Source organism: Legionella cincinnatiensis (genome assembly GCF_900452415.1).
Classification (GTDB): Bacteria; Pseudomonadota; Gammaproteobacteria; order Legionellales; family Legionellaceae; genus Legionella; species Legionella cincinnatiensis.
On sequence record NZ_UGNX01000001.1, the window covers coordinates 483860 to 499320 of the forward strand.

Below are 15461 nucleotides of genomic sequence, written 5' to 3' on the forward strand. Positions count from 1 at the left end.
TCTCTATCTTTAATGAATTTAATTATTTTCGAATATTTACAAATTTTCGAAAATAATTAATACTATGTTCAGTTTTTAAATGAAGCATAATAGAAATGATACGAATTCGTGAAAAACAATCAAAAGCAAGCACCGTTTTAGAAAAACTTCGTCAGGATCTTGTGAGTGGTTATTATAACCCTGGTCAAAAGTTACAAATGGAGCAGTTAAAAACAAGATACAATGTGGGATACAGTCCGTTAAGAGAGGCATTATGTCGCTTAGTTGCTAATGGATTTGTTAATCTAGAAGAATTATGTGGTTTTTCTGTTCCTCCGCTTTCTTTAGAAGAGTTATATGATCTTTATGCTATGAGAATGGATCTCGAAGCTCGCGCCTTAGAATTATCAATGGATCATGGAGATGCATCTTGGGAAGCCGAAGTTATTTCGTGTTGGCACCGCTATGCCAAATATCTTGATTCTCAGTCAGCTCAACCATTGGAACCTATAGAATGGAATGAATTCCAAAAAGAATTTACCTTTACTTTAATCAAAGCATGCCAATCTCCTTGGTTACTTAAAATTCAAGACATGTTGTATGACCATTCTGCTCGTTATCGTTTTTTATGTATGGGATTTCACCACAATAATAAGAAAGTGCTGGCAGAATTTAAACAAGAAAATGAGGACTTAGTTGCTGCTGTTTTAGCGAGAAATAAGGAAAAAGTCATTGCGCTTTCTCGAATTGGCTGGCAAAACTCGCTTGAGCTTATGGCGGAGCGTTTAAGGATAAAAATTATGGAGCAAAGCGATGATCGAAAATAAGAAAAATTATCTCCTTATTCCATCGGTGCCTACACCTAATGGTCGCTTACATTTAGGACATATTGGTGGCCCTTTTTTAAGTGTTGACATTCTTGCAAGATCTCTGCGTGTTTGTGGACATCGTGCTTGGATAATTTCTGGTACCGATAGCTATGAATCTTATGCAGCGGGAAAAGCTGAAGAAGAGAATAAAGATCCGGAACAAATAGGTCATCATTATCATGCATTAATCGCAGAAGATCTAAAGTTAATGAATATTCAGGTAGACCAATTCATTAATCCCCTGGCTGCACCATGGAGTCATTCTTATCAAGAATGGCATGAGAAGATCTTTCAACAATTGTTAAATAATAAGGCAACATCGTTATTAAAGGAAAATATTCCTTGGGATGAAGTGAACAAACGTTATCTGACCGGCTATTGGCTTCATGGAAACTGTCCTGTTTGTTTTAAACAAACTACAAGTTATTTTTGCGAAAATTGCGGTGCACATTTTCGTCCAGAAGAAATAATTCAAGAAAATAATATGCCCCAAAAAGTGGTAGAAAATATTTTTTTACACCTTCCTCATCAAGTGGATCTGCGGTCCAAAGGAGTAAATCAATACATAGAAACGATGTTCCAAAACTATTGCATGCAACAAAATAATTTGTTTCGTATAACTACTCATTGCGATTGGGGGTTACCTGATCCTAGCAATCCGAATAATGGTAGGACATTGTTTAGTTATGGTTTTATATTTGCTTACTTTTTAATGTTTGGAGAACTTGCCGGGAAGTTAATGGGCATCAATAAAAACGCATTTGCAAATGATTCAGATGTAATTACTATTTCTAGTTTTGGTATTGATAATGCCTTGCCATTTTTAAGCAGCGCATTGGGAGTGAGTCAAGGGTGCCCGCAATATAAGTCTTTTGATTATTACCTCGTTAATTATTTTTACTATCTTGAAGGGAGCAAATTTTCCACGAGTCGGCAACATATGATTGGAGTTGAGGAAGCAATACATAGAAAAAAACTCTCTAGTGATATTATTCGGCTTTATCTTGCTTCTTTAGATGTTCGTAATCAAACAGGTAATTTTGTGATTAATGATTTTGTTCTTTATTACAATAAAACAATAGATTGGATCGAAACATTAATCATTCAAGGAATGGAAAATTTAGTTGATACGAAATCTTACTTTTGTGATCAACATTTAAAAACACAACTTTATGAGCTATTCGCTATTCAAGCACATTCATTACAACCGAATTGCTTTTTACCCCATATTGCAGTTCATTCTATTGAGAATTGGCTCCCATTAGGTAAAGGATTGCATCAGAAATCAGGTAATTACTTTTGGTGGTTAAAAGGATTGACTCTGTTGATTTATCCTTACATGCCAGAGTTAGGAAAGGCTCTTTGGAGTGTTTTAGGATATGACGACTTACCAGTGATGAGCGATTTTTTTGTTCTACCAGCACGTCCTTTACAAAAATTAAAGCTGAGGATAAAGCGCATTGAGCAAGAGTTTGGAGTATTCAAGGAGGAAGTCACTTATGAACCAAACGCATTATAATAAAATTTCCGATTTACTTGGCGTGGGCATCGGTCCCTTTAATTTAAGTGTTGCCGCGTTACTGTCCTCAACGGAAGCGATTTCTAGTGTTTTTTTTGATCAAAATGAAGAGTTTGTCTGGCATCCGGGAATGCTTTTTTCTCATGCAGAAATCCAAGTCAGTTATTTAAATGATCTCGTTACACTGGTTGATCCTACTAATCCTTATTCATTTATTGCTTATCTGGCCAAGCATAAAAGATTATATCGTTTTATTAATGCCCAATTTAAAAATGTATTAAGAACAGAGTTTAGTCACTATTTAAATTGGGTAAGCCGTTCGTTACCTAATTTATTTTTCAAAGAAAAAGTGGAAGATATTTGTTTTAATCAATCGTATTTCGTAATCAGCACGAACCAGAGAACGATTAGAGGCAAGCATCTATTACTGGGTAATGGATTACAGGCAAAAATTCCTGCTTGTGTAACGAGTTATATGGGGAAAAATGTAGTGCACAATAAAGATTTCTTATTAAAACCAATCCATTGGCAGGACAAAAGTGTTGCTATTATAGGTGGTGGACAAAGTGGTGCTGAAATAGTACACCATATTTTATCTCAAGAAGATCGGCTACCGTCGGAATTGAATTGGATTTCAAAGCGGGGTCAATTGTTACCCATGGATACCTCTTCATTTGTAAATGAGTTTTTTACACCAAATTATATGGAGTATTTTTTTCATCTATCTGAGCAAGAAAAAACTGCTTTATTGCAGGAACAACTACTTGCAAGTGATGGTATTTCTTTTCACTTATTAAAAGCAATTTATCAAAAACTTTATAGCTTAGAATTTTTGGAAAATAAGGGGCGATTTTTTAATTTTTTACCTCGACATGAATTAATCCATATGAGTAGGGAAGCCGATTGGCATCAGTTGTTGTTGCGTGATCTCTCAACCACGAAAAGAAAATATATTCCCGCAGATATTGTGATTCTCTGTACGGGTTATCAATGGGATTTTCCTTCTTATCTTTCCTCCCTTGCTGACAAAATTCCCTTAAATAACGGAAGATTTTGTGTCAATGAGGATTTTTCTATTTTATGGGATGGTCCAAGACAAAATCGCATTTATGTCCAAAATGCTGCTGCTCAGTCGCATGGAATTGCTGAACCAAATTTAAGTGTTATGGCATGGCGAAGTGCAAAAATTATTAATAGCATCGCACCATTACCCATTTATGATCTAGAAAGCGAGAGCACTGTATTAGATTGGGACCGAGAGTTATTCCATAACCAGGAGGAGCAAAAATATGTCTCAATGGCTTGATGCAAAGAGGAGCAAGGAGGATTTTGGGCTGTTTTTTTCAAATTTTGAGAACATAGCTCCTGGGGTCAATGTACATCCTATTAATTTCGCATTATCTCAAGCAACCCCTCCTTTTCATACTACCTATTTTCAGGTATTAAGTCAGTGTGAAACCCCATTGGACTCCCATCAAGAAGAGGAAATCTGGATTGTTTTACAAGGATGCGGCATTTTAAATTATGAAGGATCGTGTCATTACCTTAGCGCACAAGATATTTTTTACTTTGCTGCGTTTAAAAAACATCAAGTAAGAAACCCTACCAATGAATTACTGCTTATTTGCTCTATTTATTGGTAGGGACTCATAGAATATTTTCGTGGGAGCAAGAGGACTATTTCATGAATCAATATAAAGTTAGAGGGGTACAACCTAGGGATAAAGAGAGCTGGTTAACCCTATGGAATGAGTATTTAGAGTTTTATCATATGTCTTTGCTTCCTCAGGTGACTGATAATACATGGCATGTGTTCCTCTCTGAGGAAGAACATATGAGGTGTATTGTTTGCTGTGATGCCCAAGATGTTCCTGTAGGATTTCTTACGTTTATTCTTCATTTAAGTACCTGGAGTATCGCTTCAGAATGTTATGTACATGATTTATACGTTAACCCCGCGCATAGGAGAGCTGGTGTGGCAAAAATGCTTATGGATGAATTAAAACACATGAGTAAGTTTCAAAAATGGAGTAGGATTTATTGGTTAACTCAGCTTGACAATGATGTGGCGCAAAATTTTTACAATCAAATTGGAACGAGCGAACCTTGGATGGTGTATGTAATGTCTAACTCTTCTACAGCAATTTAAGATGGGTATTGCAAAATGATTTGCTAGATGATGTGTTCAAAGGCAAAGTCAATTTTTCTAAAGATGTTCAATTTTATATAAGATTCACTTAATTTTTATCAGTTATAATCTTATTAATTTTCCCTCCATCATATTTTTATATGGAAACCAATGAGCATAAAGATGCGGGCGATAAGATACGCATTGAAACTTTAGAAAATCCTTATTTACAAGGCAGTAAAAGTTTAGCAACCGACAGCAGTAATAATTTGCGTCTTAGAATCATGCAAAAAATTGATGATGTTCCGGTTCCTCTTGACTTAGAATTAAGTGCAGGTGATGTAATTGCTTTAGCCGGTGATTATTATACTAAGGCAGGATGGTGGTCACAATTAAGAGTTCCCACCAAAAGCGGAGATAGTACCGAAGAAAATGACCAATTGCTCAATGCGCCTGTTACTCCTGTTGAAACCCATGCGTTTCGACAAGCCTATGATGATTTGGCCTCGCCCTCTGTAACGCAACAGGCTATTCGTCGTATTTATGCGATTGACGAATCACGATTTATCCCAAGTCTGTTAAAGCAATTGCTCTATACATTTACTGTAAAAGATTATGGTGCAAAGTTATCGAGTAATGAAGATCATTTTTCACCATGGTCGCTTCGTGGCTACATTGTTGGGCATTATTCTGCTTTACGCATGGCTGAGATTGCTTTTTACTGCCATAAAATGGCTCAAGGTGAAATTGGCAAGGAAGAGGTACAAATCCCTAAACATATCCGTAATACCTTGAATAATGTATTGAAAAAAATTAAAAAAGATCCGAGTAAATATGCGTTTCGAGAAAAAAATGAGAAGGAAATACTCTCTGAATTAGGGCATCGTTACCATGCTTTAGCGGTTGCTCGCGATTTATTTGCCATGCATTTTTATTCTGACCATTTTGCCGGCGGTCATCTGAGCCGTTTGGGAACGATGAGAGAGCAACTGCCTCAGCAATTTGGGATATGGGGGAGTATTCTTGTCAATAATATGCATAATGAGGACAATGAAAAAGGGGTTATGGTTACTAATTCTTTCCAGCCACCCCATCCGGAAGCAGGCCACTTCCAGATGCTCAAGGATGATTGCAAAGCTTATGGTGATGGAACTTACTTTAATCATGGAAATGATGAAAACAGTAACTTGTTAATCAATGGCATGGATAATTCCTTAGGAGATATTGCACGTTTAATGATAACGGGTGAAAGACGACGCTCATTTGATTATGGAGGAATAACTTTTTTGCCCGCAATTGATTACAGCAAGCGCCAAACTCAACCTTTATTCATTTTAGGACCTGATCAGCAAATTTATTTTCGCTCCAATTTACATCATATTAAGATGTTATCACCTAGCGAGTATGAAAAAACAACTCAAGATCCGAGTCGTCATGGTTATAAAAAACTAACACCTTGGAACGCGTTTTTGTTGGTGCTTAAGCTTAGAATACTTGCTCCTTTTTATGCATCCAAAGTTGAGTCACTTACTCAAACAAGAAGCAATGAAATTCAAGAGGATGAAAAATTTTGTGCCACTAAAATGTGCCATCAACTGACACTAAGAAAACAGCCAGATTTGGCTTCAATACTTATTTTTGAAGCTAATCCTTCTACCGAATCTTTAAATGTAGGTCAATGGCGCCAAAACTCCATGCCGACCAACTCTATTATTGGAGAGTATGGCCTATTAGCCCAAGGAAACAAAAAGCAATTCATTAAAAAGCCAAAGGAGATTTCTCACCCAATGGACTTGACTCCTACTTCCTTTTCGAAGCATTAATCACTACTATAAAAATCCAGGGGTTCTATTATTTGATCTAAATGCAAGTTTGATTTTTTAAAAAAGAATAAGGATGCTTTATCATGCATGATATCATTAAACCGGCGCTATTTAATGCTCAATTAATCAGAAGCTTAGGATGTACTACCTATCAAGGAGCTGAAATAGGAGAATGTCTTGCTATAGCGAGTCAAATAGAACCTGGCAATAAAGAAAGCTGGTATACTCATTGGATTACTTTTGCTGATAATAATTATAATCTTGCTGAAACGTATCGTAGCCAAGGACTTTATTTTGACGCGAAATTGGCTTTTTTACGGGCCTGTACTTATTACCGCACCGCATTTTTTTTCCTAGAAGATGAACCCACAGATCCTCGGATTGAACACGCACTACAATACAGTATTCAAGCGTTCCATCGGGCGCTTGAGTTTTTTGAAACCCCTGTAGAAAAAGTAGAAATTCCTTTTGCAAATAGTAAATTGCCTGGTTATCTTTATCTGCATGAATCTTTTTCGAATCATCCTAGGCCTATCCTAATTGACACTGGAGGCGGAGATAGCACTAAAGAAGAGTGTTATGGCACCGCCGCTGAGGCATTAAAACGAGGCTTTCATTGCTTAACTTTTGAAGGTCCGGGTCAAGGCAGTATGTTGCGTTTTAATAAAATACCTTTTATTCCTGATTGGGAGCACGTAATTCGTGCAGTTGTTGATTTTATTATCGACCGCCCACAAATCGATCCTAATAAAATGTTCCTAATTGGCCGAAGCTTTGGGGGATATCTTGCTGCGCGAGCAGTAACTAAAGAAATGCGCATTGCAGCTTGCATTGTTGATCCAGGTATATTTGATGCGAGTGCTAATCTAGAAGCAAAATTTAATTCGTTTAGGACCCAATTCCCAGATTTAAAAAATGCTTCTTTAGAGCAAGCTTTAAGTCATCTTATGAAAACAGATGAAAATTTACGATTTATGTTAGAAAGCAGAAAGTGGCGATTTGGTGCTAAAACAATTGAGGAAATGCTCCATAAAACGCGTGCTTACACGTTAAAAGGATTGGTCGAAAAGATTCAATGTCCCATGCTGGTTTGTGATAATACTTTAGAATACATTACCTTAGGCCAGGCAAAAAAACTATATGAGCAGCTACAGTGCAAAAAGCAATACATTCTTTTTGATGCTCAAGAAGGGACAGGAGGTCATTGTGAACCACTTGCCCCAAGATTATTTAGCGCAAAAATTTATGCTTGGCTCAGTGCCTTGTAAATTATATTCAGCTGCTAAAATGAACTGTATGAATTGATGCAAGTCGGCAAAATATAGGATGGAAATATGGATTTGCAGTCGTTAATCACTTTGGACAAGCAAGCAGTACTCTCGAAATTAAATAGTTCTTTGGAGGGTTTAACTCATTTAGAAGCTCAAAAAAGGCAAGCATTATATGGATTTAATGAAATTGCCCAAAGTCCTTATCGTCTTCTGATTATGGAAGCCATTTCTCATTCAACTAATCCACTTGTTGCTATTTTGTTGATTGCAGCTGTGGTTTCGGCTTTTACTGGAAATGTTGTTAGTTCGATTATCATTATTATTATGGTTATAATGAGCATTGGTCTTGATTATTTCCAAAGTCATCGTTCACTTGTTGCCATCAGAAAACTACAACGACATATTGCATCTACGGCAAATGTATTAAGAGATCAAAAATGGAATGAAATACCCTGTCGTGAATTAGTTCCAGGAGATATTATCCATCTTATCGCGGGTGATTTGATACCTGCGGATGCTTTATTGTTAAACGCTAAAGACTTACATATCCAACAAGCTGCTCTTACTGGTGAATCTTTGCCTGTAGAAAAAGAGGTGATTTATGAAAACGCTACTCCCCCAAATATAGAGGATGCTCAAAATGCTGTTTTTTCCGGCTCTTCTGTGGTTAGTGGCGCAGCAACAGCGATTGTTGTAGCGAGCGGACAGAACACGCAATTTGGCAATATTATTAAAGTACTTGCTAAAGCGGCACCCCATACTGAATTTGAAAAAGGCATTACCCGTTTTGGTTTGTTCATCATGAAAGTAGTGTTCTTTCTTGTGTTCTTTGTATTTGCTGTCAATATTTATTTGAAACGCTCTTTACTTGAGTCCCTGTTATTTGCTGTTGCTTTAGCAGTTGGCCTTACACCTGAATTATTGCCGATGATTACTACCGTAACTCTTGCTGCAGGAGCTGTTCATATGGCAAGAAAGAACGTAATCGTCAAAAATTTGTCTGCGATACAGAATTTTGGAAGCATTGATATTCTTTGTAGCGATAAAACAGGTACTTTGACTCGTGGTGAAATGATTTTAGAGCAACATATAGATCCCTTAGGTAATAAATCAGAAAATATCATGTTGTGGGCGTATTTAAACAGTCTTTTTGGTACAGAAATTCCCAACCCATTTAATCGTGCTGTATTGAAAAAAGTTAATATTAATCCTTTAGATGCGGCAATCTTAAAACACGATCATCCTGATCTGCAGCCTTACCATAAAATCGATGAAATTCCTTTTGATTTTGAGCGTCGCCGCTCGAGCGTTGTTGTAGATAAAAGTGGAACACATATTCTGATTATTAAAGGTGCACCAGAATATGTAATCCGAGAGTGCACTCATTATAATATCGACGGTGAAATTCATCCAAGAGATGAAATATCGTACAAAAAAATCGAGACTACTTTTTTGTCTTTAAGTAAGCAGGGGTATCGAACTTTGGCCGTTGCTTATCGTGAAATAGAGCCCAAATCGTCTTATGATGTGCGCGATGAAAAAGAAATGGTTTTAGCAGGATTTCTTGCTTTTTTCGATCCAGCGCTTAAAGATATTCCCGAGGTTATAAAAAAATTATCTAAAGAAGGAGTAACGATAAAAATTTTAACGGGAGATAATGACTTGGTAACCCACCATGTTTGCCAACAAGTAGGGATTGATTCCAGTCGAATCCTGACAGGCGGACAATTAGAACATATTAGTGATATGGCATTAGGCGAAATTGCAGAAAAAGCAAATGTGTTTGCGCGTATTTCTCCTATGCAAAAACAACGGATTATTAGTGTCCTTCGTGGACGTGGGCATGTAGTAGGTTATATTGGAGATGGAATTAATGATGTTCCTTCATTGCGTAGTGCGGATGTAGGCATCTCGGTTGCTGGTGCTGTGGATGTAGCACGCGAGGCGGCCGATATTATTTTATTGAAGCGTCATTTAAGCGTATTGTTAAGCGGAATTCTTGAGGGGCGGAAGTCTTTTGGAAATGTGATGAAATATCTTATGATGGGAACCAGCTCAAATTTTGGTAATATGTTAAGCATGGCAGGGGCAATTCTTTTTTTGCCCTTTTTGCCGATGTTACCCACCCAAATTCTTTTAAATAATCTTCTTTATGATATTTCTCAAATAGTGATTCCAACAGACAATGTAGATCCCAGTTTTGCACGTAAACCTAAACATTGGGATATAACAATTATTCGCAAGTTTATGTTTTACATAGGTCCTATAAGCTCTATTTTCGATTTTATAACTTTTTTTGTTATGCTTAAGCTTTTTGCTGCAACAGAGCCTTTATTTCAAACCGGTTGGTTTGTTGAGTCATTAGCGACTCAAACGTTGGTTGTGTTTGTGATTCGTACTGCCAAAAATCCCTGGAAAAGTAAACCTAGCACACCCTTAATCGTCATGGTGTTATTTATTGTTTTTTTTGCAGCGCTCTTACCTTTTACCCCAATTGCGATGTTTTTGGGGTTCGTTCCTTTACCGCCAACTTATTTTCTATTTCTTATTACAGCTACGGTCACTTATTTGTTTTTAGTCGAATTCATTAAAAAGAGGTTAATGTGGAGATGGATTGCGACAAAGTGAAATAATAATCTATTATCCCAATGGATTAGAAAATTGTTGCAAATAAAGTGCACCAAATTGATATGAAGCATAATCCGTTATATGTCCTACGTCACGATAAACAGGAACTCCGTTGATATCTGCTTTACATATGCCTTTTATACATTGTACTTTTTTAGGATCAAAAATGATTAACTGTGGGTATTTGCTTTTCATTTTATGAAACAATTGACTAATCCTTTGATCCGTTTCAAGTAAATTAAAATTACACTCAGCAGAATTATAAGGTTTTCTTAACTTTATATGCTTAAAGAAACAGTCATGAAAGTTCTCTTGCATCCGTGCTGTTGCTTTAATTAATACGGGTTTTGCTCCAGAGCTTATAATTGTTGCAAGTGCTTTATCTAATGCGTTTTCTAATCGTTTTTGGCCTAATCCTAATGAACGTTTATCTCCTAATTGATTGATTACACTTGCTGATAAATAGTTTTCCCATAGTTGCCCAATAATCACATAATCATAATGATTGTTTTGAATCATTTGATAATATTTTTGCGTGAGCTCATAACAAGATTGGTATGTTTGATTTTTAAAATGCCACCAGTCATAAAGATAAATTCCGGGCAAAGTGATGCATGATGATATTCCTTGCATCAATATGGTAACGTTAGCATCTTTTCCAAGCACATCCATAAACCCCCAATAATGATTGGAAAATGAATCCCCAATCATTAATGCTTTTTTACTATCGCTTTTTTTAGAACCAACGAGACATTGCAAATTGATTTCTTGTTGCTTATCACTGATACACGTAGGTCGTAACTTACTTGCGTATTGTTCTAGTTGTTGATAAATAGACGCTAATTCGCCATCAAAGCGTTTGGGGAAGCCATTATTGGCGTTGACAAAATAAGCGGTAAGATGGATGACCAAGATTGGAATAAATACCAAGAGCACTACAGTATAGCGGAATGGAGTATGCCTTAAATGTCGCGCTGGTTTTTCAATATATTTCCAAGAAAGATAAGCGAATACAAAAGTAAGGGTATAGGCAAAAAGTTGAATGGAGAGGGTTTCTACAATCCCTTGATATCTTAAGAGTGAAAAAATAACCCAATGCCAAATGTATAGAGAATAAGATAATAATCCTATAAAGACCACAGGCTTAGTGGAAAGTAATTGGCTCAAGAGGCACTCGGGGAAAAATCTACCTAAAGTAATAAGTACTCCTGTTGCGAGACAAACCGCAAGTGCATGTTCGTCAGGATATCCTGTTAAAACTGGATTAAGATTTGCAATATAAAATAGGGAGAATAAGGCAATGCTTCCAATGAGATTTAAGAAATATTGATTCAATGTAAGAGCAATTGCAGGAATCAACGCAATGCACGCACCAATTAAAAATTCATAGATTCTACTTAACAATAAATAATAGGTATGCGCAGGTAAAGTTTTAGCATTATGTAATGAATAGAGAAAAGCAATTAAAGTAAGAATGCATACGGAAACAGGCAAATATTTTTTAGGTATAAAACGAGATAAACCATAAATAAGGCAAGGCAGAAGTAGGTAACATTGCCATTCTATGGAAAGAGACCAGGTATGTAATAGCGGAAGTTGATGGGTGTCCGGTGAAAAATAACCCGTTGTCGTTTTGTCAAAAAATAAATTAGATAAAAATAAAGAGGTTTTGCGCGCGCTTTTGCTGTACTGTATTAAATCACCAGGTAAAAAGAATAATACAGCTAATGCAGTTGTCAAAAAGAGTAAACAAACAAATACAGGTTGTAAGCGCCATAACCTACGATTATAAAAATCTAAAAAGGAAAAAGAATGATTATTAAGTGACTCATGAATAATGCTGGTGATGAGAAAACCAGAAATAACGAAAAAGACATCAACACCTATAAATCCTGAAGGAAAAAAGTGGAGGCCGCCGTGATAAATTAGAACCAGTATAATGGCAATGGCTCTTAGCCCATCAATATCGGGACGATAGGTCATTCATTCTCGAATAAAAAGGATAATGCTATCATTTTGGTTACGCTTTATCTATATAATATAAATTAATGTGGGCTCGGGATAAGACTTTTTTAATGGATAAAAAAAATACGATACGTGCTTTTTTCGCAATTGTACCGTCAACGGAAATACGCCTTCATTTATTGAAGGTTTTGCACTCTTTAAAGCAAGAAATGCCTGAAGATTATATGCGTTGGGTCCATGTGGAAAACTTACATATAACGTTGCATTTTATAGCCCAATTACAATCAAAAGACGTGGCCTTAGTGAGCAAGAGAGTATCCAATGCATTAAAACATATTCCTAGTTTCCAATTAAAATTAGGGCCGCTAGAATGGTTTCCTATGTTACGACATCCTAAAGTTCTTTCTTTGATTGTCGAGCCTCATGAGCTTTTATCTAAATTTGCAAGTATTATTACTCAATCATTTAGCTTTTTAAATTATCCTATTGCATCTCGACCTTTTCGTGGCCACATGACTCTAGCCAGGGTGCATCATTGTCCGCATAAGCAACAGCAGTTATTAGCGCCAATTAAATTAGAGGATATCCCCCCAATGACTGTTGATAAGATTTATTTTATTGAAAGCAAACTAGGCCAAGAACAATCGACATACACCACGTTGACTCAGTTCCATTTACTGAAACACTAGAAAAAGCAATTAGGTTGTTGAGTATTCTTGATATGCTACTATTGGCTCTGGCTGTTTTACCTAGGCTTATTCAAAAGATTGATAAATGCCCACCAGATCCGAGCTTTCAATAACGTGTCCAGTGATTGCATTCAATAAAGTATCTCGGCTAGCGTCATCCCCTAAGTTTATTACGGTGTTTAATGCATATAATTTAAAATGATAACTATGAGCTCCAAGAGAGGGGCAGGGGCCACGATAACCAAATCCCCCCCAACTGTTTTTTGCAGTTGTAGCACCAGGAGGAATTGGGCTTCCAGCATCTAATTGGTGTATCGTTGGCGGAATATTAAATAAAATCCAATGAGTCCAAACTCCACCAGGAGCATCTGGATCATCAACGATTAATACCAATGATTTTGTCTTTGCAGGTATACCATGCCATGCTAAAGGAGGAGATTGGTCCACGCCTTTGCAGGTATATTGGGTAGGAATGATTGAATTCATTTGAAATGCTGAACTTTCAAGGGTCAAACCTCTAGCAAAACTTTCATAATGAATCATGCACAGTAATAAAAATAGGGAGTATTTTTTCATTTTGTTGACTCCAATTTATTTTTAAAAATCTGATAATAAAGTGTAGCATTGAAATCATCTCTCCGTGTTATTTCACTTGGCTATTGGTTCCTATAATAAGATGAATTAAAGTTGATTAAGTAGGTTTCTTCCTTAAAGTTCACGCAAAAGTAGGAGTATAAATGGTTAAGGAATGTATTTTTGATTTAATTGTTGCAAAAAAAGAAAAAGCTTTTTTTGTTTTTGAAGACGAGAATTTTAGTGCATTCTTGGACTCTCGCCCTCTATTTCCCGGCCATACTTTATTAGTACCTAAAGTACATATTAAAACCCTTTATGAGTTACCTGATACTTTGGTAGAGTCCCTTTTTTTATTAACGCAAAGAATCGGTAAGGCTGTTGAAAAAGCAATGGATGCTGCAGGAAGCTTTATTGCTATAAATAATACAATTAGCCAAAGTGTCCCTCATCTTCATGTTCATATTGTACCAAGAAACAAGCAAGATGGCTTAAAGGGTTTTTTTTGGCCTCGAACTCATTACGAGAACGAAGTACATATGCGTGAAGTACAAGAAAAAATAAGATATCAAATAGAAATGATTTAAAGAGGGTAATGTACCCCTATTGTATCGTTGCCTTAGCTTTAAATTGGATAACAAAATTCATCACTTGTACTCTTGTAGTGAACTTGTTTGGTTTCTACGCATTGGTTTTTTAGCCTATGAGTCAGTTCTTCATTATGATTAAAAGTGGTTACCCATTCTTTAATCTTCGCCACAAGCCATCTGTGTTTGCATGCAACTTCACCTTGAGCATTTAATTCTTTTACAACAAGAATTCTTGGTAATTTAAAAGGCAAAATTGCTTCATTTAAAATAAGTATGGCTAAAAATATACGCAATGAATAGAAAGAGGGCTGAAAATCACCGCTTCTATGATTAAGACTTTTTAAAATATGGCATTTTGCATTAGTAAATTTTATATTCCCAGCGGTTAAACATTTGGCTTTATTTTGAGGTTCTCCAGTCATTTGGAAGTGTTTAGGGGCACTAATACCAGGTTGGTTTTCTCGAGCAAACCATGCAATTCCATTCATATCAACTAAAAAACGTAAGATAGGTTCTTCTTTTCGCAACCGTTTTTCGGTCAGTAATTTTTCTAAAGTAGATAATGATTCAATAAAATGAGTGCATTCTCTATGAGAAACTTTATTGATTAAATGATAAATATGGGTAAAGTCTGGTGCTGCTGAAAAGAAATCTTGATGCAGTTTAGGATAAAATAACATAAAAGTATCTCTTGTTTCCTTGGGTAATGAATTATCAACCCTAAATTGTTGATAATTTTTTCATTCTTGCTTTACAAGGTCAATAGTATATTATTAATGGATGTTCCGCATGGATTTAATTTTGGACCTAATAACAATAGGGTTTGTTGATAAGTGCTCCCATATATAATACTAGGATGGTGGATGATGACCCATATCGCTTCAGCTGATACTCCGCATTATGATAATGCGTATGATTATTCATTTCATACTTTGCGAGGACATGAGCCATTGCCTCTTTCCTCTTTTCAAGGAAAAGTTTTAATGGTCGTTAATACCGCTTCTAAGTGTGGCTTTACCCCACAATATGCTGGTTTAGAGAAGCTCTATGAACAATATAAAGACCGAGGTTTGGTTGTATTAGGAATTCCTTCAAATGATTTTGGAGGGCAAGAACCAGGAACAGAACAAGAAATTTCTAACTTTTGCCAAGTAAATTATGGTGTTAGCTTTCCAATGGCGGCTAAAGAAGTGGTTTCAGGAAAAAATGCACATCCATTTTATCTTTGGGCAAGAAAGGAATTGGGATTTGGTACTGCACCAAAATGGAATTTCCATAAGTATCTTATCAATCGCAAGGGAAAGTTGATTGATTATTTTTATTCGACTACTTCTCCAGATACAGGAAGAGTTATCAAAATTATTGAGAAAGCATTAGACGAACACGTTTAAGGAAATAACTTGACTAGGCAATGGATGTAGTTTCCC

The 15461-nt window shown here is 36.2% G+C and carries 14 protein-coding genes; 11 read left to right on the plus strand and 3 right to left on the minus strand.

What is annotated here, in order from left to right; genetic code table 11:
* Positions 1 to 95 precede the first annotated feature (95 nt).
* The 8 genes from DYH34_RS02095 to mgtA all read left to right on the plus strand — a co-directional run bounded on the left by DYH34_RS02095 (position 96) and on the right by mgtA (position 10217).
* The gene (locus DYH34_RS02095; protein ID WP_238589492.1) at positions 96 to 806 is read left to right on the plus strand and encodes an FCD domain-containing protein; all 711 of its coding nucleotides are present in this window, start codon (positions 96 to 98) and stop codon (positions 804 to 806) included.
* Positions 793 to 2367 carry a methionine--tRNA ligase gene (locus DYH34_RS02100; RefSeq protein ID WP_083502752.1) on the plus strand — a complete coding sequence of 525 codons (1575 nt, stop codon included), beginning with the start codon at positions 793 to 795 and terminating at the stop codon, positions 2365 to 2367. Before DYH34_RS02095 ends, DYH34_RS02100 begins: the two co-directional genes overlap by 14 nt.
* Entirely contained in the window at positions 2348 to 3673 is a 1326-nt protein-coding gene (locus DYH34_RS02105) for a lysine N(6)-hydroxylase/L-ornithine N(5)-oxygenase family protein (RefSeq protein ID WP_058464865.1), read from the plus strand. Before DYH34_RS02100 ends, DYH34_RS02105 begins: the two co-directional genes overlap by 20 nt.
* Positions 3657 to 4010: a cupin domain-containing protein gene (locus tag DYH34_RS02110; RefSeq protein ID WP_058464866.1), complete on the plus strand. Its 354-nt coding sequence runs from the start codon at positions 3657 to 3659 to the stop codon at positions 4008 to 4010. The genes DYH34_RS02105 and DYH34_RS02110 overlap by 17 nt, the downstream gene beginning before the upstream one ends.
* A gap of 41 nt (positions 4011 to 4051) precedes the next feature.
* Entirely contained in the window at positions 4052 to 4516 is a 465-nt protein-coding gene (locus tag DYH34_RS02115; protein ID WP_058464867.1) for a GNAT family N-acetyltransferase, read from the plus strand.
* Between the two features lie 140 nt (positions 4517 to 4656).
* Positions 4657 to 6318, plus strand: a complete 1662-nt coding sequence (locus tag DYH34_RS02120; RefSeq protein WP_058464868.1) for a hypothetical protein — start codon at positions 4657 to 4659, stop codon at positions 6316 to 6318.
* An 83-nt stretch (positions 6319 to 6401) separates the two neighbouring features.
* Positions 6402 to 7586 carry an alpha/beta hydrolase family protein gene (locus DYH34_RS02125; RefSeq protein WP_058464869.1) on the plus strand — a complete coding sequence of 395 codons (1185 nt, stop codon included), beginning with the start codon at positions 6402 to 6404 and terminating at the stop codon, positions 7584 to 7586.
* Positions 7587 to 7652: 66 nt separating this feature from the next.
* On the plus strand, positions 7653 to 10217 hold the full coding sequence (gene mgtA / locus DYH34_RS02130) for a magnesium-translocating P-type ATPase (protein ID WP_058464870.1): 2565 nt from the start codon (positions 7653 to 7655) through the stop codon (positions 10215 to 10217).
* Positions 10218 to 10229: 12 nt separating this feature from the next.
* On the opposite strand, the gene DYH34_RS02135 is transcribed toward mgtA, so the two are convergent.
* Positions 10230 to 12200 (minus strand): acyltransferase family protein, encoded by a 1971-nt coding sequence (locus tag DYH34_RS02135; protein WP_058464871.1) that lies wholly within the window; start codon positions 12198 to 12200, stop codon positions 10230 to 10232.
* A 92-nt stretch (positions 12201 to 12292) separates the two neighbouring features.
* On the opposite strand from DYH34_RS02135, the gene thpR reads away from it, so the two are divergent.
* Positions 12293 to 12871, plus strand: a complete 579-nt coding sequence (gene thpR / locus DYH34_RS02140) for an RNA 2',3'-cyclic phosphodiesterase (RefSeq protein WP_058464872.1) — start codon at positions 12293 to 12295, stop codon at positions 12869 to 12871.
* Positions 12872 to 12937: 66 nt separating this feature from the next.
* On the opposite strand, the gene DYH34_RS02145 is transcribed toward thpR, so the two are convergent.
* Entirely contained in the window at positions 12938 to 13447 is a 510-nt protein-coding gene (locus DYH34_RS02145) for a YbhB/YbcL family Raf kinase inhibitor-like protein (protein ID WP_058464873.1), read from the minus strand.
* A gap of 161 nt (positions 13448 to 13608) precedes the next feature.
* On the opposite strand from DYH34_RS02145, the gene DYH34_RS02150 reads away from it, so the two are divergent.
* Entirely contained in the window at positions 13609 to 14031 is a 423-nt protein-coding gene (locus DYH34_RS02150; protein ID WP_058464874.1) for an HIT family protein, read from the plus strand.
* A gap of 38 nt (positions 14032 to 14069) precedes the next feature.
* On the opposite strand, the gene DYH34_RS02155 is transcribed toward DYH34_RS02150, so the two are convergent.
* Positions 14070 to 14714, minus strand: a complete 645-nt coding sequence (locus tag DYH34_RS02155; RefSeq protein ID WP_058464875.1) for a hypothetical protein — start codon at positions 14712 to 14714, stop codon at positions 14070 to 14072.
* A 183-nt stretch (positions 14715 to 14897) separates the two neighbouring features.
* Between DYH34_RS02155 and DYH34_RS02160 the strand changes: the two genes are divergently transcribed.
* Positions 14898 to 15425 (plus strand): glutathione peroxidase, encoded by a 528-nt coding sequence (locus DYH34_RS02160; protein WP_058464876.1) that lies wholly within the window; start codon positions 14898 to 14900, stop codon positions 15423 to 15425.
* The last annotated feature ends 36 nt before the right edge of the window (positions 15426 to 15461 follow it).

Excerpts from the sequence above, each read along its gene's own strand:
- DYH34_RS02155 (WP_058464875.1), bottom strand. The coding sequence starts at position 14,714 with ATGTTATTTTATCCTAAACTGCATCAAGATTTCTTTTCAGCAGCACCA.
- DYH34_RS02145 (WP_058464873.1), bottom strand. The coding sequence starts at position 13,447 with ATGAAAAAATACTCCCTATTTTTATTACTGTGCATGATTCATTATGAA.
- DYH34_RS02100 (WP_083502752.1), top strand. The coding sequence starts at position 793 with ATGATCGAAAATAAGAAAAATTATCTCCTTATTCCATCGGTGCCTACA.
- DYH34_RS02105 (WP_058464865.1), top strand. The coding sequence starts at position 2,348 with ATGAACCAAACGCATTATAATAAAATTTCCGATTTACTTGGCGTGGGC.
- DYH34_RS02160 (WP_058464876.1), top strand. The coding sequence starts at position 14,898 with ATGATGACCCATATCGCTTCAGCTGATACTCCGCATTATGATAATGCG.
- DYH34_RS02120 (WP_058464868.1), top strand. The coding sequence starts at position 4,657 with ATGGAAACCAATGAGCATAAAGATGCGGGCGATAAGATACGCATTGAA.
- DYH34_RS02125 (WP_058464869.1), top strand. The coding sequence starts at position 6,402 with ATGCATGATATCATTAAACCGGCGCTATTTAATGCTCAATTAATCAGA.
- mgtA (WP_058464870.1), top strand. The coding sequence starts at position 7,653 with ATGGATTTGCAGTCGTTAATCACTTTGGACAAGCAAGCAGTACTCTCG.
- DYH34_RS02150 (WP_058464874.1), top strand. The coding sequence starts at position 13,609 with ATGGTTAAGGAATGTATTTTTGATTTAATTGTTGCAAAAAAAGAAAAA.
- DYH34_RS02115 (WP_058464867.1), top strand. The coding sequence starts at position 4,052 with ATGAATCAATATAAAGTTAGAGGGGTACAACCTAGGGATAAAGAGAGC.
- DYH34_RS02095 (WP_238589492.1), top strand. The coding sequence starts at position 96 with ATGATACGAATTCGTGAAAAACAATCAAAAGCAAGCACCGTTTTAGAA.
- DYH34_RS02135 (WP_058464871.1), bottom strand. The coding sequence starts at position 12,200 with ATGACCTATCGTCCCGATATTGATGGGCTAAGAGCCATTGCCATTATA.
- thpR (WP_058464872.1), top strand. The coding sequence starts at position 12,293 with ATGGATAAAAAAAATACGATACGTGCTTTTTTCGCAATTGTACCGTCA.
- DYH34_RS02110 (WP_058464866.1), top strand. The coding sequence starts at position 3,657 with ATGTCTCAATGGCTTGATGCAAAGAGGAGCAAGGAGGATTTTGGGCTG.